Source organism: Massilia sp. CMS3.1, assembly GCF_051262535.1.
Classification (GTDB): Bacteria; Pseudomonadota; Gammaproteobacteria; order Burkholderiales; family Burkholderiaceae_D; genus Telluria.
Genome location: NZ_JBIMES010000012.1, coordinates 103885 through 130253, shown reverse-complemented (window position 1 = coordinate 130253; position 26369 = coordinate 103885). Strand labels below are relative to the sequence as shown.

Sequence of the window (26369 nt, the reverse complement as noted above, 5' to 3'; positions counted from 1 at the left end):
GAATCGGGCCGCTACCGTTCGGGAACATCGATGGCGTCGTTCACGCTCCATGGCATTCCGGTCTCGCGCGGGATCGCGATCGGGCGCGCGCACCTGCTCACGCCTGCTGCGCTCGACGTCAAGCACTACCTGGTGCTGGTCGAGCAGGTCGAAGCCGAAGTCAAGCGCCTGCAGGACGCGATCGCCGAAGTACATCGCAACCTGCAGGAGCTGTGGACCGCTCTGCCGAAGGATGCGCCGACCGAACTGGGCGCCTTCATCGACGTGCATGCCCTGATCCTGTCGGACCCGATGATTTCGGAAGCGCCGCTCGACATCATCCGCTCGCGCCACTACAACGCGGAGTGGGCGCTGGTGACGCAAATCGACGAGCTCTCGGCCCAGTTCGACGAGATCGAAGACGCCTACCTGCGCGAGCGCAAGCACGACATTCAGCAGGTGGCCGAGCGCGTCCTGAAAGTCCTGATGGGTACCGCCTTGTCGGTGCCGCCGGTGCTGGCCGGCGACGACGGCTACGCGCCGCAGATGGTCGTCGTCGCCCACGACATTTCGCCGGCCGACATGCTGGCCTTCCGCGACCGCTCCTTCATCGGTTTCGTCACCGACGTCGGCGGCCAGAATTCGCACACGGCGATCGTCGCGCGTTCGCTCGACATTCCGGCAGCGGTGGGGATGAGCCAGGCCTCGCGCCTGATCGAGCAGGACGACTGGATCGTCATCGACGGTGACGCCGGCGTGGTGATCTGCAATCCGAGCCCGCTGGTGCTGGAGCAGTACCGCGCACGCCAGCTGGCGCTGGTGAAAGCCAGGAAGCGCCTGCAGAAGCTCAAGAAAACGCCGGCGGTCACCAAGGACGGCGTCGCGATCACGCTGATGGCCAACATCGAGCTGCCCGACGACTGCCAGCACGCACTCGACGCCGGCGCGACCGGCATCGGCCTGTTCCGCTCAGAATTCCTGTTCATGGGCCGGGGCGCCCCTGGCCTGAAAATACCGGACGAGGACGAACAGTTCGAGCAGTACCGGCGCGCCGTGGTGGCCATGAAAGGCCGCCCCGTGACGATCCGCACGCTCGACGTCGGCGCTGACAAGCCGCTCGACCCGACCGAGCACACGGCCCTGAATCCCGCGCTGGGGCTGCGCGCGATCCGCTACTGCCTGGCCGAACCGCAGCTGTTCCTGACCCAGTTGCGCGCGATCCTGCGCGCCTCCGCGTTCGGCAAGGTACGCATCCTGATCCCGATGCTGGCCCACGCCTTCGAGATCGACCAGACCCTGAACATGCTCGAGCAGGCCAAGGCCCAGCTGCGCGAACAGAACATCAAGTACGACGCGGCGGTGGAAGTGGGCGCCATGATCGAGATCCCGGCCGCGGCGCTGGCGCTGCCGATGTTCGTACGCCGCATGAACTTCCTCTCGATCGGCACGAATGACCTGATTCAGTACACGCTGGCGATCGACCGCGTCGATTACGAAGTGGCGCACCTGTACGACCCCCTGCATCCGGCGATCCTGCAGTTGATCGGCATGACGATCGCTGCCGGCCAGAAGGCGGGCGTCGACGTTGCCGTGTGCGGCGAGATGGCGGGCGACACCAGGCTGACACGCCTGTTGTTGGGGATGGGCTTGCGCGAGTTCTCGATGCATCCGGCCCAGTTGCTGTCGGTGAAGCAGGAAATCCTGAATGCTGACCTGACCCGAATCGCACCGCGAATGCGGCGCATCATGCGCTCGATGGAACCGGGCGAAATCCTCGAGGCGGTCGAACAGCTCCAGCTCACGTAATACAGAAGGCGGCCGCTAGTGTCGCCAACAACACACAGTTAGAAAGTCTCATGGGATCCATTGGAATCGTTTCACCATCAGCGATGCATTTCGCCGAGCCGCTGCGCCTGCAAAGCGGCGCGCAGCTCGGCGACTACACGCTGATGTATGAAACCTACGGCACATTGAATGCCGAGCGCTCGAACGCGGTGCTGATCTGCCACGCACTGAACGCCTCGCACCACGTCGCCGGCACCTACGCCGATGCGCCGAAAAACCTCGGCTGGTGGGACAACATGGTGGGGCCGGGCAAACCGGTCGACACCGACCGCTTTTTTGTCATCGGCGTAAACAACCTCGGCTCTTGCTTCGGCTCGACCGGCCCGATGCACGCCAATCCAGGCACCGGCAAGCCGTATGGCGCGGCGTTTCCGTTATTGACAGTCGAAGACTGGGTCGGCGCCCAGGCGCTCCTGGCCGACCGCCTCGGTATCGAACAATTCGCCGCCGTGATGGGGGGCTCGCTCGGCGGCATGCAGGCGCTTTCGTGGAGCATCAAATTCCCCACGCGCCTGCGCCACTGCATCGTGATCGCCTCGACGCCGAAACTGTCGGCCCAGAACATCGCCTTCAACGACGTCGCGCGCCAGGCGATTCTGACCGACCCTGACTACCACGGCGGCGACTTCTATGAACACAAGACAGTGCCGAAGAACGGTTTGAAAGTGGCGCGCATGGTCGGTCACATCACGTATTTGTCGAACGACGACATGGCCGAGAAATTCGGCCGTAAACTCCGTAATGCCGCCGAAACAAACGACTACAAATTCGACTTCGGCATCGACTTCGAAATTGAATCCTACCTGCGCTACCAGGGCGACAAGTTCTCGGAATACTTCGATGCCAACACCTACCTGTTGATCACCAAAGCCTTGGATTACTTCGACCCGGCGCGCGAGCACGGCGGCGACCTGACGCGCGCGCTGGCCACGACGCGTGCCCAGTTCCTGATCGTCTCCTTCAGTACCGACTGGCGTTTTTCGCCGGAGCGCAGCCGCGAGATCGTGCAAGCGCTGATCTCGAACCGGCGCCAGGTGACGTATGCCGAGATCGACGCGCCGCACGGGCACGACGCTTTTCTCCTCGAAGACGCGCGCTACATGGGCGTGGTGCGGGCCTATGTCGACCGCATCTGGGGTGAGATCGCGGCGCAGGAGGCGGCATGAATTTCGAAGACCTGAGCACGCTGCGTCCCGACCTGGCTTTCATTGCGCACTGGGTGGGCGAGCGCGCGCACGTGCTGGACGTGGGATGCGGCGACGGCGCCATGCTGCGCTACCTGGAAAAGGGCAAGCACTGCACCGGCTACGGCATCGAGATCGCCGACGACAAAGTACTCGAGAGCACACGCCGCGGCATCAACGTCCTCCAGCACGACATGGAGCAGGGCCTGGGCCTGTTCGGCGACAATTCCTTCGACACGGTGCTCTGCCTGTCCTCGCTGCAGATGATGCAGCACGTGGAAGCGCTATTGCGCGACATCGTGCGCGTGGGAGCGGAGGCGATTGTCTCGTTCCCGAATTTCGCCTACTGGCCGCACCGGGTCGCGCTGTTGAAAGGCCGGATGCCGGTCTCGCGCTCGCTCCCGTACCAGTGGTACGACACGCCGAACGTGCGCTGCGCAACGATTGTCGACTTCAAGGAGCTGGCGGAAGAGTGCGGGCTCGAGGTGATCGAATACGTGGCGCTGGCCGACGGCAAGCCGGTGACCTTCCTGCCGAATCTGAGGGGCAGTCTGGCGGTCTTCAGGTTGCGCAAAAAAGCGAAGCGCGCTTGACGCCATGGCCTCCCATATCGTGCGTACCCCATCCACGCTTTTCTGCGACGATGCTGCTGACAAAAACAGCACACCGGCCACTCACATGTACAAACTAAAACAACTATCCCTCTCCATCGCCCTGGTCGCCAGCCTCGGCGCCATGCCCCTGCAGCAGGCCCACGCCCAGAAGGAGCAAGTGGTCCAGGACGGCATCGCCGTCAAGCCGCTCTCGCGCGTGCGCGTGCTCGTGCCCGAAGAGCAGCTCAACGAGCAAGCGGCCCAGCAATACCAGCAAATGATGTCGCAGGCGCAGCAGAAGGGTGCGCTGGTGCCGGCGACCGACCCGCAAGTGAAGCGCCTGCGCGGCGTCGCACAACGCCTCATCCCGCACACGCCACGCTGGAATGCATCTGCCAGGAACTGGAAATGGCAGGTTAACCTGATCGACAATCCACAGGTGAACGCCTTCTGCATGCCGGGCGGACGCATTGGTTTTTTCACCGGCATCGTCAACCAGCTCAAGCTGACCGACGACGAAATGGCCGCCATCATGGGCCACGAGATCGCGCACGCGCTGCGCGAGCATGGCCGTGAGCGCATGGCCAAGTCCGGCATCACGTCGGTTGTCGCGCGCGGCGCCGGTGCGCTCGGCGCCGCCATTTTCGGGATCGACCCGAGCATTACCAATGCCGTCACCGGCATGGTCGGCCAGGGCGTCGTCCTGAAATTCTCGCGCGACGAAGAACGCGAGTCGGACCTGGTCGGCCTGGATATCGCGGCGCGTGCCGGCTACGACCCGCGGGCCGGCATCGCCCTGTGGCGCAAGATGGGAATGCTGAGCAAGGGCGCGCCTCCCGAATTCATGTCGACCCACCCGGGCGGCGAAACCCGCATCAAGGACATGGAAAAGCACATGAACGTGCTGCTGCCGCTGTACGCGCGCGCCAAAGGCACCACGGTGAACCGTTTGCCCGCTTACCGCACCAATGTCGCGCTGAAATAAGCAAATGGGCCGCCAGGCAGACGCCAATGCGTATGTGCCGCTACCGGTGCGCGGCGGCGTCGCGCCCAGCTACCTGTGGCTGACCGAAACGCTGCCCGGCGGTATGCTGCGTTTCCTGGCCGGGCGTTTTGCCGACGTGACGCTTGCCTCCTGGGCCGCACGCCTGCAGCGCGGCGAAGTGGTCGACGCCACAGGACAAGCACTGGCGGCCGACAGCCCTGTCCGTAACGGCATGCGCATCTGGTATTACCGCGAGCTCGACGAACAGGAAACACCGATCCCGTTCAGGGAACGCATCCTGTTCCAGGACGCGCACCTGCTGGTGGTCGACAAGCCGCATTTTCTGCCGATGATCCCGACCGGGCGCTTCCTGCACGAGACGCTGCTGGTACGCCTGAAAGCGCAGCTGGAACTGCCGCACCTGACGCCGATCCACCGCCTGGACCGCGAAACGGCGGGCGTAGTGATCTTCTCGCACAACGTACAGACGCGCGGCACATACCAGTCGATGTTCCAGAAGCGGGTCGTGAAAAAAGTCTATGAGGCGCTGGCCGGCCCGATCGAAGGACGCGACTTCCCCTTCACCTACAAGAGCCGCATGGTCGACGGCGACAAGTTCTTCGTGATGACCGAGGAAGAGGGCGAACCGAACTCGGAGACCTTGATTGAAGTGATCGAGCGCCGCGGCGACATCGTGCGCTACCGCCTGCATCCGCATACGGGCCGCAAGCACCAGTTGCGGCTTCACTTATCCTCACTCGGCGCGCCGATCCTGAACGACGCCTTCTATCCGGTCGCGCTGCCCTGCAAGGGGGACGATTTTTCAGCACCGCTGCAACTGCTGGCGCGCGCGATCAGTTTTGACGATCCGATCACCGGTCAGCCGCGCACGTTCACGAGCGAACGCACCCTGGACTGGACTGGGTAAGGATCAGAGGTGGTAGTCGATGATCAGTGGTGCGTGATCGGAAAAGCGCTCATCCTTGTAGACCGACACCGCATGCGCCTTGGCCGCGATGCCCGGCGTGGCCACGTGGTAGTCGATACGCCAGCCCACGTTCTTGGCCCATGACTGGCCGCGGTTGCTCCACCAGGTGTAGTCGGCAGCCTCCGGCGCCACCACGCGGTGCACGTCCACCAACCCGAGTTCGTCGAACAGGCGCGTCATCCACGCGCGCTCTTCCGGCAGAAACCCCGAGTTCTTCCGGTTGCTCTTCCAGTTTTTCAGGTCGATTTCCTTGTGCGCGATGTTCCAGTCGCCGCAGATGACGACTTCGCGGCCTTCAAGCTTGAGCTCCTCCAGGTGAGGCAGGAACACCTCCATGAAGCGGAACTTGGCCAGCTGGCGTTCCGGCGAGGACGAGCCCGACGGGCAGTACACCGAGATCACGGTCAGGTTGCCGAAGTCGCAGCGCGTGTAGCGGCCCTCGGCGTCGAATTCCTGGCAGCCGAAGCCGATGCGCTTGTTGTCGGGCGCTACGCGGCTATACACGCCGGTGCCCGAATAGCCCTTCTTTTCGGCGTAGTGGAAATGACCGTGGTAGCCGTGCGGACGCAGGAAGTCCTCGGTCATGTCGGCTTCCTGGGCTTTCAGTTCCTGCACGCAGATGAAGTCGGCGTCGATGGTGGCGAGCCAGTTGAAGAAGCCTTTTTTGTGCGCCGAACGGATGCCGTTCAGGTTCGCGGAAATAATTCGTGGCATAGTCGAGAAGTAGGTGATCGGTGCGCGGCTAAATGTTGTGTTTTTGCCTCGTGACGCGCGCGCAACACTGTGCGGGTCAATAGTGTAGCGCGTTTTCCGGCAGGCAGGAATGTGGCCCACCATCTGTTAAACTTTAGTGTTGGCAACGCGCAGTGCCGCCTTGCCGCGTCTGCTTTCATGGAGTCTACTTGCTGACAACCCCCGACGAGGCGCTTGATAAAGCCTCCGACGCTTCCGCCCACGTGGTCCGTTTCTACGATCACGAAGCCTCCCTGCTCGACGAGGTCGCCGAGTTCATCGATGCATCCCTGCGTGCCGGCGGCACCGGCTTCGTCATCGCCACGCCGGCGCATGTGGTGCAGCTGCGCCGCCTCCTTGCCGGTTTCGGCAGCTCGAACGGCGCCGCTTGCTGGTACCCGGGCCGCCTTGTCGTGCTCGACGCCGAGCAGACCCTGGAAAGTTTCATGGCCGATGGCATGCCTGACCGCGAGCGCCTGCGTGCCGTCATACTTCCATCGCTGGCCGAGGCTTGCGCCAGCGGCGCCAGCGTTCACGCGTTTGGCGAAATGGTAACGCTCCTGTGCGAGCGCGGCCAGTACGACGCCGCTGTGCGTCTCGAGCAGTTGTGGAACGAAATGAGCACCGAGTTCAGGTTCTCGATGTTCTGCGCCTACCCCTGGCACCTGTTCTCTTCAAGCGGCCGCGCCGAAGCCTTTGCGCGCGTCTGCGCCGAACACGGCCAGTGCGGCATGCCGCATGGCGCCCACATTATCGCGCCTGCAGTGGCGAACGTAGCGCCTTCGCATGAACAGCGCGCACTGGCGCTGGAAGCCGAGATCGCGCGCCGCAAGGAAGCCGAGCAGACGCTGCGCCGGCGCGAAAAGGAATTCGCCGACTTCGTCGAGAACGCCGCCGAGGGCCTGCACCGGGTCGCCGGCGACGGCATCATCCTGTGGGTCAACCGCGCAGAACTGCAGATGCTCGGCTACACCTGGGACGAATACGTCGGCCACCACATCGCCGACTTCCATGTCGATCCTGAGGTCATCGCCAGTATCCTCGCCAAGCTCGGTTCCGGCGAGACCCTGTACGACCAGCCGGCGCGCCTGCGCTGCAAGGACGGCTCGGTCAAGCATGTGGTGATTCACTCGAACGGCTATTTCGAGGATGGCAAGCTGCGCTATACCCGCTGCTTCACGCGCGACGCCACCGAACGCCGCGAGCGCGACGAGGCGCTGATGCGCCTGGAGCGTGCCAGCGTCGAACGCGAACGCTTGCTCGAAGAGCTCACGAGTGCGAATCGCGCGAAGGACGAATTCCTGGCGATGCTCGGACACGAATTGCGTAATCCTTTGTCGCCCATCGTGACTGCGCTACAGCTGATGCGCATGCGTGGCGAGACAGCCGCCGCGCGCGAACGCGATATCATCGAGCGTCAGGTCGAGCACCTGGTGCGCCTGGTGGACGACCTGATGGACGTGGCGCGCGCCACGCGCGGCCAGATCGAATTGAAATCGGAGCGCGGCGACATCGCGCGGCCGCTGGCCAAGGCGGTCGAGATGGCCAGTCCCCTGCTCGAGCAGCGCAGGCACCGGCTCGCACTCGAGGTCGAAGAGGGCCTGGAGTGGGAGGGCGATCCGATGCGCCTGGCCCAGGTGGTCTCGAACCTGCTCACCAACGCCGCCCGCTACACGGGCAATGGCGGCGCGGTCGCCTTGTCGGCGCGGCGTGACGGTCCGGATTGGCTTCGCATCAGTGTCGCCGACAACGGCATCGGTCTCGCACCCGAAGTGCTGCCCCAGGTGTTCGGCTTGTTCTTCCAGGGCAAACGCAGTGTCGACCGGGTCGAGGGCGGCCTCGGGATCGGCCTCGCGCTGGTGAAGAACATTGTCGAGCTGCACGGCGGCACCGTGGAAGCGCACAGTGCGGGACTCGGGTGCGGCAGCGAGTTCGTCGTGCGCCTGCCGGTGCGCAGCGTCGCGTCCGCGCCGCATGCGCCTGTCGTCTCCCAGGCGCCGCCGGCGCCTGGCCGCCGCATCATGGTCGTCGACGATAATGTTGATGCGGCCGAAACGCTCGGCATGCTCCTGAGTACGCATGGTCACACTGTCGAGGTGTTCAACGATCCTGCCGCCGCACTGGCGGCGGCAGGACAGCTGCGCCCGGAGATTGCGGTGCTCGACATCGGCCTGCCGGGCCTCGACGGCTACGAGCTGGCAGGACGCCTGCGCGTGCTGCTCGGGGATCATCCATGCCGCCTGATTGCGCTGACCGGCTACGGCCAGGACCGGGACAAGGCGCGTAGCGAAGCGGCCGGCTTCGAGCAGCACCTGGTCAAGCCGATCAGCCCGGAGCAGGTCGCGCGTCTCGCCAGCGCGCCTTGATTCCCGCCGCGCCGGTCGCCTCAAGTACCGGCGCGGATTAAAATACGGGTTTTCGAATGTAAGGGAGTGCTGCGTGAACAATCTGCGCCAGGAGTTTATTGCGTTTTCGGTCGAGACCGGAGTACTGAAATTCGGTCAATTCACGACCAAGGCCGGACGGCTCTCGCCGTACTTCTTCAACGCCGGCTTGTTCCACGACGGCGCCACGCTCGGCCAGTTGGCGCAATTCTATGCCCAGACCCTGCTCGACTCGGGCGTCGAATTCGACATGCTGTTCGGCCCCGCCTACAAGGGCATCACGCTGGCGTCAAGCACCGCGGTCGCCCTGGCCGGCAAGGGCCGCAATACCTCGTATGCCTACAACCGCAAGGAAGCCAAGGACCATGGCGAAGGCGGGACGATTGTCGGCGCCAGGCTGCAGGGTAAAGTCGTCATCGTCGACGACGTGATCTCGGCCGGCACCTCGGTGCGCGAATCGGTCACCATGATCCGCGCCGCCGGCGCCGAGCCGGCCGCCGTGCTGATCGCGCTCGACCGCATGGAGCGTTCGGGCAAGGATGGGGCACTGTCCGAGAATTCAGCGGTGCAGGAAGTGGCACGCGAGTTCGGCATTCCGGTGATCTCGATCGCCAACCTGGACGACCTGTTTGCTTACCTGTCTGGCGCCTCGGCCGATGCCGAACTGGGCCAGCACAAGGATGCGGTGGCGGCGTACCGCACGCGTTACGGCGTCTAAGTGAAACGCTTCGTTGCGGCAGCCGCGATGGCGCTGCTGTGCGCTGTGCCGGTGCTGGCCAGGGAGGGCCTGCCTTGTCCGGGTGCCGCGGCCTGGGCCGTCGCCCATCCGCAGGAATCGGACGAAGCGCTGGCAGGGCGCGACGCGGCGCGCACGTTCACCAATCCGCTGCTGCGCGCCGAGTTGGCGGCACGCGTCGCGCGCGACCAGGCCGCGCGCATCGCCATGCTTGCGGATCGTGGCGACCGCGGCGCACAAGGCGCGGTGCTGGCGATCGACGATGAGAACGTCCGCTGGCTGCACGCGCTGGTGCGCGCGCAAGACTTCCCGACCGCGCTCCGAAGTTTCAGGCGGCGCTGCTGCCTGTGCTCGAGCAGCGCGCGCAGCATGGCGAACTGCCATTAAGTGACTTGGCACGTCTCACGGATCGGGTGTTGAAAGGGCAGGGCAAGCCGCAGCGCTATGGCACCCAGTTGTCGCCCGAGGAGTGGGGAGCTCGCTATTTCGGCCTGCAGGACGAAGCGAGCGTGCATGCGGTCGAGGCGAACCGGCGCGCACTCGGCGTCATGCCGCTGGCGGATTATGTGTGCATCATGAGCGAGGCAAGGAAGCCGCGGCCGTGAGCGACTGGCTAGGGCTTGACTGCAATCCATAAGGCGATCAAAGCAACGCAGCAGGAACCTTCACCGCTGCGCGCGCAAGCTCTGCCAAGCGCTTCGCTTGGCGGCCGACGAGCTCCACCAAGTTGAGGACGACAAAGGCAAGTTCCTCGTCCTGGTAATTGCTGGCGTACGCCAGTTCGATAGCCACCTTAGAGGCGGCATCTGCCATGCGTTGCGCCTCGCGCTGCATCAATCTGCGGTCGATGCCGCAGCGGATGGCAAAGTCGGCCAGGGCAAATGGCGTGACCTCGTCGTAGGTGAACGCATCGCCATATGCCATCGCCAGGTCGGTATCGAAATGCGCATACTGGACCATGCTGACCAGGTCATACCAGGGCGTTGGTTCGAGGTAGCCTCCAAGACCGATAAAAAACGAGAAGTTCTTGCCGTGCGCATCACTGTTTCCGATCAGGAACTGGAAGAGCGCCCAGCGCAGCGTCGTCAGCTTTGCCTGAGCTTTGTTGCCTGTCAATTCGCCAAGATCGAACAGACGCTCGAAGCTCATGCCTTCTCGAATGTCGCGTACTGCATCCCCTTTCCCATAATTGCGCTCGTACTTAAAACTGACTGGCAGATCGCAGGCCTGGCAAGCGTCGATCATGTGTCGCCGCTCGACGCGCACGTTGTTATCCTGTTTTTGCACGATACGATCGAAACGGCGTACGACAAGCACCGGACGAGGCGTGCGCAGTAAGTGTACTTCCGCCGCCGGCAAGCCAATGCGGCGCGCCAGCGACATGCAGAAGTGCTCGTTTATCGCGAGATGCGGCATTTTCGGATGACTAAAGTCGGGCTTGAGAATATGGGTCGATGCAAGGCGTGGGCCTTCGACCAGGAACAAGCGTCCTCCCTGTTCGAGCGGAGCGTCGACATAGACCAGAAGCTTGTCGTGCACGCCCGCGACCGACATACGCACCTTGCCGTCCCAGACCATGAACGGTATGTCATGGCCGGCAATGCGCGCATCGAGTTCCTCCAACGGGATTTCCCGCATCTCGGGCGCGACATGGGCGTCCATCCCAGCCTGCGCGTCTCGGAAACGCAATACACCGGCGGTTTCCGTGCCGAGTGCATGGATTAGGCCAAACACGTTGGACTTCGCTAGCCCATTGGCCTTAATGGCGACATCGAGCGCATGCCCTTCAGGCAGCAAGTGTTCGATAAAGCGCTTGATCGAATGTGAATCGTAGCCGCGCTCGCGTGGGTAAGCGGTAGCGTCGGCGACAAGGGGTAAGCATCGGGGGCCTCAAGCCAGTCATGTAGGTAGGTCAGAGAGCACGTATCCGGAATTGCATCATGTCCAATGTGCGCCATCGGGCGCTCTCCGGCGAAGACTTCGAGCACCAGGTTCACTTGGTTTCCCCGGACGCCTGTGGCACAGGCATCGCGCGGGCGCGGTGTGCCCAGGGATGCTCCTTCGGGACGACGAGCAAGGCCAAACCTAAGCCGTCAAGAACAGCCATTGCCTTGTCCAGACGAACGCTGCCTTGGCCATTTTCGAGCCGCGACATCAAGTCGACCGATACGCCAAGAAGTCCTGCGGCGTCGTCGATTCGCAAATGCTGTGCACGGCGACGCTAACGTACTGGCGGTCCCAATGTACCGGGCGCTGTCAGAAGGGTGGGCAATGATTCCATGGTGGCCCTGTTTCGGATATTCAGAAATATAATGAATAATAGTCGTCAAAATATAGATATTTCCGAAATTCCGAAATTCCGACTAAACATTCTGAAAAATTTTAAGAATTTCTTAAATTCCGAAACATCGAGATTAACGTGACGTTATTGCTTAAATTTTCTGATATTCCGAAACAAGCCGAGGTGCAATGTTTACCTGAGCGTAAAAAAACCGGAGCATGCCCCGGTTTCTAGTTGAGCCAGACGGTGTCAGCCCGCCAGCTTTTGCTTGAGCAGCTCCGTCACCTGCGCCGGATTCGCCTTGCCCTTCGACGCCTTCATCGCCTGGCCGATCAGCGAGTTGATCGCCGCTTCCTTGCCGGCACGGTACTGCTCGACCGATTTGGCGTTCGCCGCGAGCACTTCATCGACGATCGACGCCAAGGCACCGGTATCCGAAATCTGCTTCAGGCCCTTTTGCTCGATCACGATGTCGGCCAGGTTTTCATCGAGCGATTTGGCTTCCCACATCGCCGCGAACACTTCCTTGCCTGCCTTGTTCGAGATTGTGCCGTCGGCAATCCGCTTGATGAGCAGGGCCAGCTGCGACGCTTCCACGGGCGAATCAAGGATATCGACGCCTTCCCGGTTCAGGGTCGACGCCACGTCGCCCATCATCCAGTTGGCGATCGCCTTCGCGTTTTCCCTGCCGGCTTTTGCCACCACGGCTTCGTAGTAGTTGGCCATCGCTTGCGATGAGGTGAGGATCAGGCTGTCGTATTCCGGCAGGCCGTAGTCGCCGGTGAAGCGCGCGCGCATCGCCTCCGGCAGTTCCGGCATGTCGGCGCGCACGCGCTCGATCCAGTCTTCGGAAATCATCAAGGGCGGCAGGTCGGGGTCCGGGAAGTAGCGGTAGTCCTGCGCGTCCTCTTTCGAGCGCATCGCGCGGGTTTCCTTCCGGTCCGGGTCCCACAGGCGCGTGGCTTGCTGGACCTTGCCGCCGTCCTCGATCAGTTCGATCTGGCGTCGCACTTCGTAGTGGATGGCCTCTTCCATGAAGCGGAACGAGTTCAGGTTCTTGATCTCGCAGCGGGTGCCGAATTCCTGCTGGCCGCTTGGCCGCACCGAGACGTTGACGTCGGAGCGGAACGAACCTTCCTGCATGTTGCCGTCGCAGACGCCCAGCCACATGACCAGCGAGTGCATGGCTTTCGCATACGCGACCGCTTCGGCGGCGCTGCGCATTTCCGGCTCCGAGACGATTTCCAGCAGCGGCGTGCCGGCGCGGTTCAGGTCGATGCCCGTCATGCCTGCGTAGTCTTCGTGCAGCGATTTACCCGCATCCTCTTCCAGGTGGGCCCGGGTCAGGTTGACGGTCTTCGTTTCCAGCTTGCCGTCCTTCTCAAAGCCGAAGGTGATGGTGCCGCCCTGGACCACCGGGTCTTCGAACTGGCTGATCTGGTAGCCCTTCGGCAGGTCCGGATAAAAGTAATTTTTGCGCGCGAAGACAGACTGTGGCGCGATCTTTGCGCCAACCGCGAGGCCGAAGCGGATCGCGCGCTCGACGGCGCCCTTGTTCATCACGGGCAGCACGCCCGGCAGCGCCAGGTCGACCGGGCTCGCTTGCGTGTTCGGCTCGGCGCCGAACTGGATCGAGCTGCCGCTGAAAATTTTCGAATTGGTCGTGAGCTGGACGTGGTTCTCAAGACCGATGACGACTTCCCATTGCATGGTGTTCTCTCTTTGTATTCTCTGTGCGAGCACTAGTTGAACGCGTGGGCGGGATAACAGTCCCCCGGACTATTATCCCCCGCCCACCCTACGTCCCTTGCTTAGACCTCGGCCGGCACGCGTTGGTGCCAGTCGGTCGCCAGCTGGTACTGGTGGGCGACGCCCAGCAGCTTCGCCTCACTGAAATAATTGCCGATGATTTGCAGGCCGACCGGGCGCTTGCTGTTCTTCTCGCCTTCACCGAAACCGCAGGGGATCGACATGCCGGGCAGGCCGGCCAGGCTGGTCGACAGGGTAAAAATGTCGGCCAGGTAGTTCGCCACCGGATCGTTCGTTTTCGAGCCTGCATCCCAGGCGACGGTCGGCGCCACCGGTCCCATGATCACGTCGCACTTGTCGGTAAAGGCAGCCTGGAAGTCGTCGGCGATCAGGCGGCGGATCTTTTGCGCCTGGACGTAATAGGCGTCGTAGTAACCATGGCAGAGCACATAGGTGCCGACCATGATGCGGCGCTGGACTTCGCGGCCAAAACCTTCGGCGCGCGTCTTCTTGTACATGTCTTGCAGATCCTTGTACTCGCTGGCGCGGTGGCCGTAGCGCACGCCATCGAAGCGCGACAGGTTCGACGACGCTTCGGCCGGGGCGATGATGTAGTAGGTCGGGATCGAGAGCGCTGTTTTCGGCAGCGAGATGTCGACCAGGGTCGCACCCAGCTTCACGAACTGTTCGAGGGCGGCGCGCACGGCGCTTTCCACGTCGGCAGCCAGGCCTTCGCCGAAGTATTCCTGGGGCACGCCGATGCGCAGGCCGTTCAAGGGCTTGTTCAGGTCGCGCGCAAAATCTTCATGCAGGTTGCCCTGGTCAGGCGTGAGGCTGGTCGAGTCGCGCTCGTCGTGGCCGACCATTTCACCCAGCAGCAGGGCGCAGTCCTCGGCGCTCTGGGCCATCGGGCCGCCCTGGTCGAGCGAGGAGGCGAAGGCGATCATGCCGAAGCGCGAGACGCGGCCATAGGTCGGCTTGATGCCGGTGACGCCGCAGAAGGCCGCCGGCTGGCGGATCGAGCCGCCCGTGTCGGTGGCGGTCGCTGCCGGCGCCAAGCGCGCGGCGATCGCGGCAGCCGAGCCGCCCGAGGAACCGCCCGGTACCGCCAGCGCATCCCACGGATTTTTAACTGCGCCGAAGGCCGAGTTCTCGTTGGCCGAGCCCATCGCGAATTCGTCGCAATTGACCTTGCCCAGCGTGACCATGCCGGCTGCATTGAAGCGGCTGACGACAGTAGCGTCGAACGGGCTGACGTAATTGGCCAGCATCTTCGAGCCGGCAGTCGTGCGCCAGTCGCGCGTGACGAAGATATCCTTGTGGGCGATCGGCACGCCGGTCAGCGGGCCCGCGGCGCCTTCCTGGAGGCGTAGGTCGGCGGCTGCGGCCTGGGCCAGCGACAGCGCCGGGTCGACGTGCAGGAAGGCGTTGTGTCCGCTGGCCGCGATGCGGTCGAGGAAGTGCCGGGTCAGTTCGGTGCTCGACACCTGCTTCGAATGCAGCAGCGCCGACAGTTCTTTGATGGTCTTGTTATGCATGGTGCTCATGTCCAGTGGGGGCAAAGTTACTCGATCACCTTGGGCACCAGGTACAGGCCGTCCTGGGCTTTCGGGGCGCTCGCCTGGTAGTCGTCGCGGCGGTTTTCTTCCGTGACCACGTCTTCGCGCAGGCGCAGCGGCAGCGACGACAGGATCGCGGCCAGCGGATGCGACAAAGGCGCAACCCCGGTGGTGTCGACCGCCTGCATCTGTTCGGCCAGGGCGAAGATGCCGTTCAATTCGCCCAGCGCGGTCTCGGCATGGGCGTCGTCCATATCGAGCTGCGCCAGGTTGGCAATCCGTTTTACGTCTGAAAGAGTCAGGGACATGGCAAAAAGCGCGGCGCGGGCCGCGTTCAAAATGTGGTTGGACGAATAACGGAATCGTGCCGGCAGGCTGTTGAACAGCGTGCTACGGTCGATAAAACCTTGCTAATACCGTCGATTTCGCTTCGGTCACCAGGGGGTAAAACCACCTGTCATCAGCGTTTAATCGGCAAATTATAAGGTAGAATGGCGGGCTAATGCATGGTCGGCGCCGAATGAGCGCGGCCTTCGCAGCGATAACCTGCCGGAAGCAGGTTATACAAAGACCGCCGGGCGCAGGCAGGGCCAACGCGGCGAGGACTCCCGATCAATAGTTTACGCGCGCCTTCGCGCATCAGGACACACATGTTTGGTTCTTTACGCAGTTACTTCTCGAACGACCTGGCCATCGACCTGGGCACCGCCAACACGCTGATCTATGTGCGTGGCCAGGGCATCGTGCTCGACGAGCCATCGGTCGTCGCGATCCGCCAGCAGGGCGGCCCGAACGGCAAGAAGACGATCCAGGCGGTCGGCACGAAAGCCAAGCAGATGCTGGGCAAGGTGCCGGGCAATATCGAGGCGATCCGCCCGATGAAGGACGGCGTCATCGCCGACTTCACCGTCACCGAAGAGATGCTCAAGCAGTTCATTCGCATGGTGCACGACTCGAAGTTCTTCCGTCCGTCGCCGCGCATCATCATCTGCGTGCCCTGCGGTTCGACCCAGGTCGAACGCCGCGCGATCCGCGAATCGGCGCTCGGCGCCGGCGCCTCGCAGGTGTTCCTGATCGAGGAACCCATGGCCGCTGCGCTCGGCGCCGGCTTGCCGGTGTCGGAAGCCACCGGCTCGATGGTGGTCGACATCGGCGGCGGCACGACCGAAGTGGGCATCATCTCGCTGGGCGGCATGGTCTATAAAGGCTCGGTGCGCGTCGGTGGCGACAAGTTCGACGAAGCCATCGTCAACTACATCCGCCGTAACTACGGCATGCTGATCGGCGAGCAGACCGCCGAAGCGATCAAGAAGGCCATCGGTTCGGCCTTCCCGGGTTCGGAAGTGAAGGAAATGGAAGTCAAGGGCCGCAACCTGTCCGAAGGCATCCCGCGCGCGTTCACCATCTCCTCCAACGAGATCCTCGAGGCGCTGACCGACCCGCTGAACAACATCGTCTCGGCCGTCAAGAACGCGCTCGAGCAGACGCCTCCGGAATTGGGCGCCGACATCGCCGAAAAGGGCATGATGCTGACCGGCGGCGGCGCGCTGCTGCGCGACCTCGATCGCCTGCTGATGGAAGAGACCGGCCTGCCGGTGCTGGTGGCCGAAGATCCGCTGACCTGCGTGGTGCGCGGTTCGGGCATGGCCCTGGACCACAACGACAAGCTTGGTTCGATCTTCTCGTACGAGTAAATCACATGTTGTGGGGGTAAGCGTGGGCGGGTAGGGGGCTTCGGGCCAACTGCCTGCCCTTGCGCGCATTGACGCCCGCCCTTCATCGCATCTACAGCGTTCCCGGCTACGTCGTCAACATTGAAATTCATGGATTACAGTCCTCCGCCGCTATTCAAACAGGGCGCCTCCGCGCGGGTAAAGGTGACGGTGTTCGCGCTCGTGTCGCTGGTGCTGCTGGTGGTCGACGCGCGCCTGCATGTCCTCAATACGGTGCGCCAGGTGGCCGCCACCGTGCTGTACCCATTGCAGATGGCCGCGCTCATGCCGCGCGACGCCGTCGCCAGCATGGGCGGCTATTTTTCTTCGCTCTCGAGCCTGCAGAATGAAGTGCGCGACCTGAAGAACCACCAGGTGGCCCAGGCCCAGGCGATGCAGCAGGCCCAGCTTCAAATGGCCGAGAACGCCCACCTGCGGCGCCTGCTCGAAGCGCGCGAATACCTGCCGGTGCAGTCGATCATGGGCGAGATCCTGTACGACGCGCGCGACCCGTCGACCCGGCGCATCGTGCTCGACCGCGGAACGCGCAACGGCGTGCAGCCCGGCTTGCCGGTGATCGACAACGCCGGCGTCATCGGGCAAGTCACGCGGGTGTTCCCGTTCACTTCCGAAGTCACCCTGTTGACCGACAAGGAGCAGGCCATTCCCGTGCAGGTGCTGCGCTCGGGTTTGCGCAGCATCGCGTATGGCCGCGGCCGTTCGGGCCTGCTCGACCTGCGTTTTGTCGCGCCCGACGCCGACATCCAGGTCGGCGACGTGATCGTCACCTCGGGCCTGGACGGTATGTATCCGGCCGGTCTTGCCGTGGCCAAGGTGATGCAGGTCGAGAAGGTCGCGGCCGGCGCCTTCGGCCGCGTGGTCTGCCAGCCGCTCGGCGGCGTCGACCGCAACCGCCAGCTCCTGATCGTGATGTCGGGCGTGGCCAGGGCGCCGCGTCCGGCAGAGACCCCGCAGCCCGCTGCGCACGGGGCCCCGCGCCGCAACCTGCCGAAGATGGAGCCGGTACCGCTGCCCCCGCTGGCGGCGTCTCCGCTGCCGGCGCAAGGCGTGCCGGGCCAACCCGGTGCTGCACCCGGTTCCGTGGCCGGTACCGGCGGCACGCCGCCGAACGCGCCGGCTTCTCCCTCTGCCGCGCCGGCCGCTGTCCCGGCGCCGGCCCCCACTGGCAGCACCACCTTGCCGGCTGCGCCGGCAACCCGGAAGGAGGGCCTGTGATGGCTGGGCGCCCGAACTACATACTGCTGCCGGTCAGCCCGCTGTTCATCATCTTCAGCCTGACCTGTGCCTTCATGCTCAACCTGCTGCCCTTGGGCCAGTGGATCGGCGCGCCCGATTTCGTGGCGCTGGTGCTGGTATTCTGGGGCATCCACCAGCCGCGCAAGGTCGGCATCGGCGTCGCCTTCGGCATGGGCCTCCTGATGGACGTGCACGACGCCACCCTGCTGGGCGAGAACGCACTGGCCTACACGCTGCTGTCGTACGTCGCCACGATGATCCACCGCCGCGTGCTGTGGTTCCCGGTGCTGACCCAGGCCATGCACGTGTTCCCGCTGCTGCTGCTGGCGCAGGCGATCCAGTCGCTGGTGCATTTCTTCGCGAGCGGCCGCTTCACCGGCTGGCTGCACTTCATCGAAAGCGCCGTCGCCGTCGCATTGTGGCCGCTGATCACCTGGCTGCTGCTGGCGCCCCAGCGCCGCTCGGTCGACCGCGACCATACCCGCCCGATCTGATGACGCCCGTCGCCGACCGCAGCAATGACTGAACGCAGCAATGACCGAAATTAAAGACAGCGACCGCGAGATCCACCACTTCCGGCTGCGCCTGACGGTGCTGCTGGTGCTGGTGTTCGTCTGCTTCGGCATCCTCGTGGCCCGCTTCGTCTGGCTGCAGGTGATCCAGCACGACAAATACCACGCCCAGGCCGAGGACAACCGCATCGCGCTGGTGCCGATCGTGCCCAATCGCGGCCTGATCGTCGACCGCAACGGCGTGGTCCTGGCGCGTAACTACTCGGCCTACACGCTCGAGATCACGCCCTCGAAGCTGCAGGCGAGCATGGACTCGGTGATCGACGAGCTGGCCAAGCTGGTCAGCATCGAGCCGAAGGACCGCAAGCGCTTCAAGCGCCTGCTGGAAGAGTCGCGCACCTTCGCCAGTGTGCCGCTGCGCACCCGCCTGACAGACGACGAGGTGGCGCGCTTCACGGCCCAGCGCTTCCGCTTCCCGGGCGTCGAAGTCCAGGCTCGCCTGTTCCGCCAGTACCCGCTGGGCGAAGTGGCCTCGCACGTGGTCGGCTACATCGGCCGCATCAACCAGCGCGAATCCGAAGTCCTGGCCGAGGGCGACGACGCCGCCAACTACAACGGCACCGACCATATCGGCAAGGAAGGCCTGGAAAAGAAATACGAACGCCACCTGCATGGCACCACCGGCTACGAACAGGTCGAGCGTTCGGCCGGCGGGCGCGCGATCCGCACGCTGTCGCGCCGTCCGCCGGTCCCGGGCAGCAACCTGATCCTGTCGATCGACATCGAACTGCAGAAGGTGGTCGAGGAAGCCTTCGGCGACCAGCGCGGCGCTTTCGTCGCGATCGAACCGGCCACCGGCGACGTGCTGGCCTATGTGTCGCGCCCGGGCTTCGATCCGAACCTGTTCGTCGACGGTATCGACACCCAGAGCTGGAACGAACTGAATACCTCATTGGACAAGCCGCTGATGAACCGGCCGCTGTCGGGCACCTATCCGCCCGGCTCGACCTTCAAGCCGTTCATGGCGCTGGCGGCGCTCGAGCTGGGGCTGCGCCGCCCCTCCGACGCCATTCGCGACCCCGGGTTCTTCATGCTCGGCGGGCACCGCTTCAACGACGACAAGCCGGGCGGCCACGGCTATGTCGACATGTACAAATCGGTCGTCGAATCCTGCGACACCTATTACTACCAGCTCGGCCACGAGATGGGGATCGACCGGATGTCCGCCTTCATGCGTCCGTTCGGCTTCGGCGAGCCGACCGGCATCGACCTCGATCACGAAAAGACCGGCGTGCTGCCTTCAAAAGAGTGGAAGGCGAACCGCTTCAAGCGCAACCGCGCGGCCCAGAAATGGGTCGGCGGCGACACCATCTCGATCAGCATCGGCCAGGGCTTCAACAACTACTCGATGATCCAGCTGGCGCATGCGGTGGCCAACCTGGCCAACAACGGCGTGGTCATGAAGCCGCACCTGGTCAAGCTGATCGAGGACGGCGCCACGCGCCAGCGTACCCTGACCGTGGCGAAGGAAACCCGCCGCATTCCGCTCAAGCAGGCGAACATCGACTTCATCAAGAGCACGATGGTCGGCGTGACCCAGGAGGCGAACGGCACCGGCCGCCGCGCCTTCGCCAACGCCGGCTACATCTCGGCCGGCAAGACCGGCACGGCGCAGGTGATCGGCCTGAAAGGCCAGAAGTACAATGCCAACGCCATCGACGAACGGCACCGCGACAATGCGCTCTACACCGCGTTCGCGCCGGCCGACACGCCGCGCATCGCGATCGCGATGGTGGTCGAAAACGCCGGCTTCGGCGCGGCCTCGGCGGCGCCGATCGCGAGAAAAGCGCTCGACTATTACCTGCTCGGCAAGCGCCCGGCGCCGCCGAAACCAGGTGCTGTTGCCGCCAAGCTGGCCGCGCCGGCCCATCACTAGGAGTCAGAAGATGGCCTATTATCCCGAACGGCGTTCCCTCGGACGCCGGCTCAAGCCGTATTTCACCGTCTTCGACTGGCCGCTGGCGATGATCCTGTTCATGCTCGCCACCACCAGCATCATCACCATGTCCTCGGCCGGCGTGGAGTTTCCGGGCCGGGTTGAAGCACAGATGCGTAACTTCCTGCTCGCCTTCGTCGTCATGTGGGTGGCCTCGCTGATTCCGCCGCAGACCCTGATGCGCCTGGCCGTGCCGATCTATACCTTCGGCATCACGCTCCTGATTGCAGTGGCCATGTTCGGCATCATCAAGAAGGGCGCGCGGCGCTGGCTGCACCTGGGTGTCGACATCCAGCCCTCCGAAATCATGAAGATCGCCACCCCCCTGATGATCGCCTGGTATTTCCAGCAGCGTGCCAAGCTGGGAGACTGGAAATCCTTCGTGGTGTCGGGCGTATTGCTCCTGATTCCGTTCGTACTGATCGCCAAGCAGCCCGATCTCGGCACGGCGCTGCTGGTCGGCGCCTCGGGCTTCTACGTCATTTTCCTGGCCGGCCTGTCGTGGAAGGTGCTGATCGGGCTGGCCGTGGCCGCTGCTGCCGGGATGCCGGTCGCCTGGTCGATGCTGCACGACTATCAGCGCGAACGCGTGATGACGCTGGTCGACCCGACCTCCGACCCGCTGGGAAAGGGCTTCCACATCATCCAGTCGACCATCGCGATCGGTTCGGGTGGCGTCACCGGGAAAGGCTATACGCAGGGCACGCAGGGCCAGCTCGAATTCGTGCCCGAGCAGACCACCGACTTCGTGTTCTCGGTCTATTCGGAAGAATTTGGACTGGTCGGCAACCTATTTCTTTTGGTAATCTATCTGCTGCTGATCGGCCGCGGCGCGATGATTGCCGCGAATGCCCCGAACACGTTTTCGCGTCTGCTAGCCGGCGCGATCACGATGATTTTTTTCACGTATGCATTTGTCAACATGGGAATGGTGAGTGGGATCCTGCCGGTGGTAGGAGTTCCGCTTCCATTCATGAGCTACGGCGGTACCGCGTTCATCACGCTGGGCCTCGGCGCTGGTATATTGATGAGCATACAAAGGCACCGGAAACTGGTGCAGACCTGAATGGAGGAGGATGCGATGACCGCTCCGAGACATCTCCCAGCGGTCATTGCCCTCGCGGCATTGTTGACCGGATGCGGATCGACTGGCGAACATAAACGCCTGGTGCCGCTACCCTGGAACCATAAAATCACGCCCAACCATGGCGCCGTGCCACTGCCGCCGGCCGGCTCCGGCCGTGGCGGCTATTACAAGGACGACGGCCCGGGCCGTAACATTCCGCTCGGCCTGGACCTGGTGCCCGACGCCATCGTGCGCGCCGAGCCCTACGCGAAATGGGCAAACCGTCCGTATTCCATATTCGGCCGTACCTACAACCCGATCCTGCACGAGGAGCCTTTTACGCAGCGCGGGGTCGCCAGCTGGTATGGCGTGAAGTTCCACGGCCAGCGCACCTCCTCGGGCGAACCCTACGACATGTACAAGATGACGGCCGCGCATCCGACGCTGCCGATCCCGTCCTACGCGCGCGTCACCAGCACCACCACCGGCAAATCGGTGGTGGTGCGCATCAACGACCGCGGTCCTTTCCACGCCAGCCGCATCGTCGATGTCTCGTACACGGCAGCGCTGAAGCTCGGCCTGCTGGGCAAGGGCAGCCATGAAGTCGAGCTCGAACGTCTGTTCCCGCAGGACCAGAGCCGGATTGCCACGCTGCGCCGCGCCGCGACCTCGCTGGCCCAGGCCTTGAGCCCCGCGCCCGCCAAGGCGCAGGCCTTGAACGTCAGTCCGCCGCCGCCCGACATTGCCGCGCTGATGCTGGAAGACCGTGTCCAGTCCGACAGCGCCGCTGCGGTGCCGGCGGCGCCGGCCGGGCAAGACCTGGCGACGTCGAACGCGGTGGCCGGCTTCTACCTGCAGCTGGGCGCCTACAGCCGCGCCGACAAAGCGCAGGAAATGGGCCGCCAGCTGGCCGACGCCGGGGTCGAAGTCGGCAAGCTCGAAGTGGCGCCTTCAGGCGGCGTGCACCGGCTCTATGGCGGGCCGTTCGAGTCGCGTGCGCAGGCGCAGGAGGCGGCCAGGGCGCTGCCGTCGGGCTTGGGGTTGAAGCCGATTGTGGTGAAGCGGTAATCCAGGCGCGGCTTCGGGGAATCAACCCTTACCGGCAAATATGCAGCACCGCTGCCGGCATGCCGCGCCCGGCCTCGACGAGCCGGCCACGAATCTCCGCATCGATATCCCGGAACCGGTACGCGAAGCGCTGCGATTGCGGGCCGCGCGGCAGGATGCGCACGTTCGCCACGCCCTGTTTCGCCAGTTTTGCCGACTCGGTACGCGCTGCCGCCTCGGTCTTGAACACGCCCAGCGAAATCGCCCATTTCAAGGGCGACTCGCCCTGCATCACGAAGGAATTGGTCACGCCGCGCTCGCGCAGTTCGGCTGTGCGGCGGTCCGCCCCTTCCTTGCCGCCCTGCGGCGCCAGGTAGACCATGTAGCTGCTCACTTCCTGGAAGGGCAGCGTCAGGCGGGTCTGGCGTGCACCGAGGTCCAGGCGCGCCAGGCGCGTCTCGAAGCGGCGCGCATCGAAGGCCGTGAAGGCGTCGGTCTCGACACAGGCGACGGCAGGCGCGGCCGCCGGCGCTGGTAGCGTCGGCACTTGCGCCGCTGCGGTCGTTTCAGCGGCAGCCTCGACAGGCGCGGCGGCGCGCGCCACCGCCTGCGCCTGGGCGCCGCTCAAGAGCACCAGCTTGTCTGCGGCGAGCTGGCTGCGCAGGCGCGCCGGCTCGCGCGCTTCACCCTCGAAACTGCCGAGAAAGCCGCGTCCATACGCGAACAGCAGCGCGTTCGCGCACAGTAAAGCCCAGAATACGAATCTCAACACCTCTTGTCCCCCATTGGCGTCGCGGCCAGCGCCACGGCGTGCAGCCCGACCAGCACGATATTATCGACCAGTTGATGTCCGTACTTGAGGGCCGGTGCGATATACCGCGCGGCCCCGCCGGACAGGATGCAGGCTGCGCCCGCGTGTGCAGCGAGCGCGCGCTCGATCGCGCCGGCCTGGGCCGACAGGCAGCCGGACACGATCGCGTCCATCGTATTGTCGGCGAACAGCGGCGGCGGATTGACGCCGGGCACGGCCTGCGGCAGCTGCGCCGTGTTGCGCGCCAGCGCGCCGGCCATCAGCGCCAGGCCCGGCAGGATCATGCCGCCGATGAAGCGGCCGTCGCTGGACACGGCATCGACCGTCGTCGCTGTGCCGCAGGTGGCGACGATCAGCGCCTGGCCGGGCGCCAGCGCGCGTGCGCCGATGGCGGCGGCGAAGCGATCGCAGCCCAGGCGTTCCGGTTCGCGGTAGCCGTTGACCAGACCGGCGCGCTCGGCGTTCGATGCAAACCATTCGGTGGTGATCGGTTGCAGCAGGGCGGCAAGGCGCTCGCGCAGGACGGCGCCGGCCACGTTTGAGACAATCGCACTGCTGACACCCTGGCCATGCCAGCTCGCGGCAGCGGCGTCGAGGTCGGCATGCGGGGCTGCACCGACTGCAAGCCAGTCGCCGGCAGCCGCGCCAGGCGCGGCCAGTGCCCACTTCACGCGGGTATTGCCCGCATCGATCAACAGCAGCATCTAGGCGCCTTTCACGCGCAGCGACACGTCGCCGGCCAGCACCGCGATGCGGCCTTCGCTTGTATCGAGCAGCAGGCGGCCGGCGTCGTCCACGCCGGCGGCACTGCCTTCATGCAGCACGGCGCCGCCGTCGAGGATCATGACAGTTTCGCCCTGCCAGGCGTGGCGCCGATTCCAGCGCGCGGCAAAGGCCGGAAAGCCGGCGCGCTCGAATTCGCGCAGCGCGCCGGCCAGGCCGTCGAGCAGGGCGGCCAGCAGCGCCTCCCGGTCCATGCGCGCCAGCCAGGGGAGCGATGCGACGCTGCGCCCGATCCGCGCTTCGAGTTCGTCGGGTATGACCAGGTTCAGGCCGATGCCGATCACGGCCCACAAGGCGCCGCCTGGTGCCGCTTGCGTCTCGATCAGGATCCCGGCCAGCTTGTCGCCGTCGCGCAGCACGTCGTTCGGCCATTTCAGGCCCACTTGCACGCCGAGGCCCTCCAGGGTTTCGGCGAGCGCGACGCCGATTGCCAGCGGCAGCCCGGTCAGGCGCGGCAAGCCGCCTTCAAAAAACCAGGCCAGCGAGAAGGTCAGCGACCCCTCGCTTGACGACAGCCAGCTGCGGCCGGCGCGGCCGCGCCCTGCCGTCTGCTCCCGTGCAACGAGCAGCAAGGGCGCATTCAAACGCGCGGCGCGCGCCAGCAAGTCGGCATTCGTCGAGCCGGTTTCCTCGACCACTTCGACGGCAACTCCGGCCTTCGACAGCGCAGCAATCGCAGCGCCGTTCATGCGGCCTCCTTGCGCGGTTTCGTTGGCGCGCGTGCGAACAAGAAATCGAACACGCTATTCGGCAGCGCGCGCAGCAGCTTGGCGACGAAACCCATCTGCCAGGGCAGCACGCGGTAGCTGTCGCCGCGCGCGATTGCGCGCACGGCAGCGGCTGCAAAACGCCCGGCCGGCATCAGGAAGGGCATGGGGAAACGGTTGTTGCGGGTCATGGGCGTATCGATATAGCCAGGCGCGATCGTCACGACCCGAATGCCGGACGATTTCAATTCGAGGCGCAGCGACTCGCAATACGCGTGCACCGCGGCTTTGGAGGCGCAATACGCGCCGGCGCCGCGCATGCCGCGCACGCCGGCAACGCTGCCGATCGCCACCAGGCGGCGCATGCCGGACTGCGCTTTCATCGGCGCGACGAAGGGCGCGAACGTGGCAACGGTGGCGTTGACGTTGGTGGCGAACACGGCCTCGAACACGGCCAGGTCTTCAGGCCGTTCGGTGAGGGTGCCGTGCGAGATGCCGGCGCAGGCGATGACGATGTCGGCGCCGCCGGCAGCGGCCATGAAATCCTGCGCCGCCGCGGCCAACGCGGCGTGGTCGAGCACATCGACCGCATAGCTGCGGTGGCGTTCGGGATGGGGGAGGGAAGCGCTGAGCGCGCCGAGTACCTCGCCGCGTCGCGCGACCAGGCCGAGGATGGCGCCGCGCGCCGCGTATTCGCGCGCCAGCGCCGCGCCGATGCCGCTCGAGGCGCCGGTGATGAAGACCCGGTCGGCTCCAGCCTCCGCGGTCATTTTTTGTCCGCTTTGGCGCGTCCCACCAGTGCATCCATCACCTGCAAGGCCACCTTCTGCTGTTCGAGTTCGCTATGCGCGTGGGAACCATGTGCGTGCGACTCGTCCGGGTTCGCCATCGAAGGCGACGTGATGAAGCGGCCGTCGATGGCGATCATCGGCCAGTGGTCGATCTGGTAGTCTTTCATCATGTTGGTTGCGCGGCGTACCCTCGACTGCACGCCCATGGAACGATAGGCGTCGGAAAAGCGCGCGCGGTCGATGCCGGCCTTGGCTACCCAGTCGAGCACTTCCTCATCGTCGGCGAAGCGCACGCCTTGCTGGTGCATGGCGGCGAACAGCTTGGTGTGGTACTGCTCGACCAGGCCGAGCGCCTCGAGGGTGCTGTACATGCGCAGCTGCGGCAGTGCACGCGCGCCGCCCGCCACGTGGACACGCTTGAAGACGATGTTGTTGCCCTGCTTTTTCACCCACTCGGCCAGCAGCGGCTCGAACACGTTGCAGTGCGGGCAGGCGTACGAGAAGAACTCGATGACTTCGACCCCCTTGCCGGCGGGCGTCTCCAGTTTCTGCGGCAGTACCTTGTAGTGCACGCCTTCTTTCGGCGCGGCAGGGGCAGCAGGGGCGGCAGCGACAACGCCGCTCAGGGTCAGCAGGGCGGCGGTACAGAGCAGGCGGCGGAGCATGTGCATC

Annotated in this window: 27 protein-coding genes; 15 read left to right on the top strand and 12 right to left on the bottom strand. The window is 64.6% G+C overall.

The window, feature by feature from the left end; translation table 11 throughout:
* The first annotated feature begins 30 nt into the window (after positions 1–30).
* The 5 genes from ptsP (at position 31) to ACHAC9_RS18805 (ending at position 5514) form a co-directional block, all read left to right on the top strand.
* A complete protein-coding gene (gene ptsP / locus ACHAC9_RS18825) occupies positions 31–1785 on the top strand; it encodes a phosphoenolpyruvate--protein phosphotransferase (RefSeq protein WP_435762241.1) in 1755 nt (584 codons plus the stop codon).
* Between the two features lie 50 nt (positions 1786–1835).
* Entirely contained in the window at positions 1836–2990 is a 1155-nt protein-coding gene (gene metX / locus ACHAC9_RS18820) for a homoserine O-succinyltransferase MetX (protein ID WP_435762175.1), read from the top strand.
* On the top strand, positions 2987–3601 hold the full coding sequence (metW, locus tag ACHAC9_RS18815; protein ID WP_435762173.1) for a methionine biosynthesis protein MetW: 615 nt from the start codon (positions 2987–2989) through the stop codon (positions 3599–3601). The genes metX and metW overlap by 4 nt, the downstream gene beginning before the upstream one ends.
* An 85-nt stretch (positions 3602–3686) precedes the next feature.
* The gene (locus tag ACHAC9_RS18810) at positions 3687–4586 is read left to right on the top strand and encodes a M48 family metallopeptidase (protein WP_435762171.1); all 900 of its coding nucleotides are present in this window, start codon (positions 3687–3689) and stop codon (positions 4584–4586) included.
* 4 nt (positions 4587–4590) lie between these two features.
* Entirely contained in the window at positions 4591–5514 is a 924-nt protein-coding gene (locus ACHAC9_RS18805) for a pseudouridine synthase (protein ID WP_435762169.1), read from the top strand.
* Between the two features lie 3 nt (positions 5515–5517).
* On the opposite strand, the gene ACHAC9_RS18800 is transcribed toward ACHAC9_RS18805, so the two are convergent.
* Complete coding sequence (locus tag ACHAC9_RS18800; RefSeq protein ID WP_435762167.1) at positions 5518–6288, bottom strand: exodeoxyribonuclease III; 771 nt, start codon at positions 6286–6288, stop codon at positions 5518–5520.
* Between the two features lie 188 nt (positions 6289–6476).
* Between ACHAC9_RS18800 and ACHAC9_RS18795 the strand changes: the two genes are divergently transcribed.
* The 4 genes from ACHAC9_RS18795 to ACHAC9_RS18780 all read left to right on the top strand — a co-directional run bounded on the left by ACHAC9_RS18795 (position 6477) and on the right by ACHAC9_RS18780 (position 10031).
* Positions 6477–8672 carry an ATP-binding protein gene (locus ACHAC9_RS18795; protein ID WP_435762165.1) on the top strand — a complete coding sequence of 732 codons (2196 nt, stop codon included), beginning with the start codon at positions 6477–6479 and terminating at the stop codon, positions 8670–8672.
* 73 nt (positions 8673–8745) lie between these two features.
* Positions 8746–9408 (top strand): orotate phosphoribosyltransferase, encoded by a 663-nt coding sequence (gene pyrE, locus ACHAC9_RS18790; protein ID WP_435762163.1) that lies wholly within the window; start codon positions 8746–8748, stop codon positions 9406–9408.
* Positions 9409–9813, top strand: coding sequence for a hypothetical protein (locus ACHAC9_RS18785; RefSeq protein ID WP_435762161.1), 405 nt, complete (start codon positions 9409–9411; stop codon positions 9811–9813).
* The gene (locus ACHAC9_RS18780; RefSeq protein WP_435762159.1) at positions 9774–10031 is read left to right on the top strand and encodes a DUF6624 domain-containing protein; all 258 of its coding nucleotides are present in this window, start codon (positions 9774–9776) and stop codon (positions 10029–10031) included. Before ACHAC9_RS18785 ends, ACHAC9_RS18780 begins: the two co-directional genes overlap by 40 nt.
* Before the next feature lie 37 nt (positions 10032–10068).
* Here ACHAC9_RS18780 and ACHAC9_RS18775 read toward each other — a convergent pair whose 3' ends face one another.
* From ACHAC9_RS18775 to gatC, 6 genes are all read right to left on the bottom strand, one after another.
* Entirely contained in the window at positions 10069–11223 is a 1155-nt protein-coding gene (locus tag ACHAC9_RS18775; RefSeq protein ID WP_435762157.1) for a HipA domain-containing protein, read from the bottom strand.
* On the bottom strand, positions 11172–11384 hold the full coding sequence (locus ACHAC9_RS18770) for a hypothetical protein (protein WP_435762239.1): 213 nt from the start codon (positions 11382–11384) through the stop codon (positions 11172–11174). The genes ACHAC9_RS18775 and ACHAC9_RS18770 overlap by 52 nt, the downstream gene beginning before the upstream one ends.
* Before the next feature lie 35 nt (positions 11385–11419).
* Positions 11420–11629: a helix-turn-helix domain-containing protein gene (locus tag ACHAC9_RS18765; protein WP_435762155.1), complete on the bottom strand. Its 210-nt coding sequence runs from the start codon at positions 11627–11629 to the stop codon at positions 11420–11422.
* A 327-nt stretch (positions 11630–11956) separates the two neighbouring features.
* Entirely contained in the window at positions 11957–13435 is a 1479-nt protein-coding gene (gene gatB / locus ACHAC9_RS18760) for an Asp-tRNA(Asn)/Glu-tRNA(Gln) amidotransferase subunit GatB (RefSeq protein ID WP_435762237.1), read from the bottom strand.
* An 83-nt stretch (positions 13436–13518) separates the two neighbouring features.
* Complete coding sequence (gene gatA / locus ACHAC9_RS18755) at positions 13519–14994, bottom strand: Asp-tRNA(Asn)/Glu-tRNA(Gln) amidotransferase subunit GatA (protein ID WP_435762153.1); 1476 nt, start codon at positions 14992–14994, stop codon at positions 13519–13521.
* 26 nt (positions 14995–15020) lie between these two features.
* A complete protein-coding gene (gatC, locus tag ACHAC9_RS18750) occupies positions 15021–15323 on the bottom strand; it encodes an Asp-tRNA(Asn)/Glu-tRNA(Gln) amidotransferase subunit GatC (RefSeq protein ID WP_435762151.1) in 303 nt (100 codons plus the stop codon).
* A 342-nt stretch (positions 15324–15665) separates the two neighbouring features.
* Between gatC and ACHAC9_RS18745 the strand changes: the two genes are divergently transcribed.
* The 6 genes from ACHAC9_RS18745 to ACHAC9_RS18720 all read left to right on the top strand — a co-directional run bounded on the left by ACHAC9_RS18745 (position 15666) and on the right by ACHAC9_RS18720 (position 22626).
* Positions 15666–16709, top strand: coding sequence for a rod shape-determining protein (locus ACHAC9_RS18745; RefSeq protein WP_435762149.1), 1044 nt, complete (start codon positions 15666–15668; stop codon positions 16707–16709).
* A 129-nt stretch (positions 16710–16838) separates the two neighbouring features.
* Positions 16839–17963 carry a rod shape-determining protein MreC gene (mreC, locus tag ACHAC9_RS18740; RefSeq protein WP_435762147.1) on the top strand — a complete coding sequence of 375 codons (1125 nt, stop codon included), beginning with the start codon at positions 16839–16841 and terminating at the stop codon, positions 17961–17963.
* On the top strand, positions 17963–18478 hold the full coding sequence (mreD, locus tag ACHAC9_RS18735) for a rod shape-determining protein MreD (RefSeq protein WP_435762145.1): 516 nt from the start codon (positions 17963–17965) through the stop codon (positions 18476–18478). The genes mreC and mreD overlap by 1 nt, the downstream gene beginning before the upstream one ends.
* Positions 18479–18518: 40 nt before the next feature.
* Positions 18519–20432, top strand: coding sequence for a penicillin-binding protein 2 (gene mrdA, locus ACHAC9_RS18730; RefSeq protein WP_435762143.1), 1914 nt, complete (start codon positions 18519–18521; stop codon positions 20430–20432).
* A gap of 10 nt (positions 20433–20442) precedes the next feature.
* The gene (gene rodA, locus ACHAC9_RS18725) at positions 20443–21558 is read left to right on the top strand and encodes a rod shape-determining protein RodA (RefSeq protein WP_435762141.1); all 1116 of its coding nucleotides are present in this window, start codon (positions 20443–20445) and stop codon (positions 21556–21558) included.
* Between the two features lie 15 nt (positions 21559–21573).
* Positions 21574–22626 (top strand): septal ring lytic transglycosylase RlpA family protein, encoded by a 1053-nt coding sequence (locus ACHAC9_RS18720; RefSeq protein ID WP_435762139.1) that lies wholly within the window; start codon positions 21574–21576, stop codon positions 22624–22626.
* A 28-nt stretch (positions 22627–22654) separates the two neighbouring features.
* Here the strand turns inward: ACHAC9_RS18720 and ACHAC9_RS18715 are convergent, their stop codons facing one another.
* From ACHAC9_RS18715 to ACHAC9_RS18695, 5 genes are read right to left on the bottom strand one after another with little or no spacing between them, the layout of a single operon-like run.
* The gene (locus ACHAC9_RS18715; RefSeq protein WP_435762137.1) at positions 22655–23377 is read right to left on the bottom strand and encodes an SPOR domain-containing protein; all 723 of its coding nucleotides are present in this window, start codon (positions 23375–23377) and stop codon (positions 22655–22657) included.
* The gene (locus ACHAC9_RS18710) at positions 23371–24120 is read right to left on the bottom strand and encodes a type III pantothenate kinase (RefSeq protein ID WP_435762135.1); all 750 of its coding nucleotides are present in this window, start codon (positions 24118–24120) and stop codon (positions 23371–23373) included. Before ACHAC9_RS18710 ends, ACHAC9_RS18715 begins: the two co-directional genes overlap by 7 nt.
* Positions 24121–24888, bottom strand: coding sequence for a biotin--[acetyl-CoA-carboxylase] ligase (locus tag ACHAC9_RS18705; RefSeq protein WP_435762133.1), 768 nt, complete (start codon positions 24886–24888; stop codon positions 24121–24123). It abuts the gene before it with no gap.
* Positions 24885–25676: an SDR family oxidoreductase gene (locus ACHAC9_RS18700; RefSeq protein ID WP_435762131.1), complete on the bottom strand. Its 792-nt coding sequence runs from the start codon at positions 25674–25676 to the stop codon at positions 24885–24887. The genes ACHAC9_RS18705 and ACHAC9_RS18700 overlap by 4 nt, the downstream gene beginning before the upstream one ends.
* Positions 25673–26368 (bottom strand): thiol:disulfide interchange protein DsbA/DsbL, encoded by a 696-nt coding sequence (locus ACHAC9_RS18695; protein ID WP_435762129.1) that lies wholly within the window; start codon positions 26366–26368, stop codon positions 25673–25675. The genes ACHAC9_RS18700 and ACHAC9_RS18695 overlap by 4 nt, the downstream gene beginning before the upstream one ends.
* Position 26369: the final 1 nt, after the last annotated feature.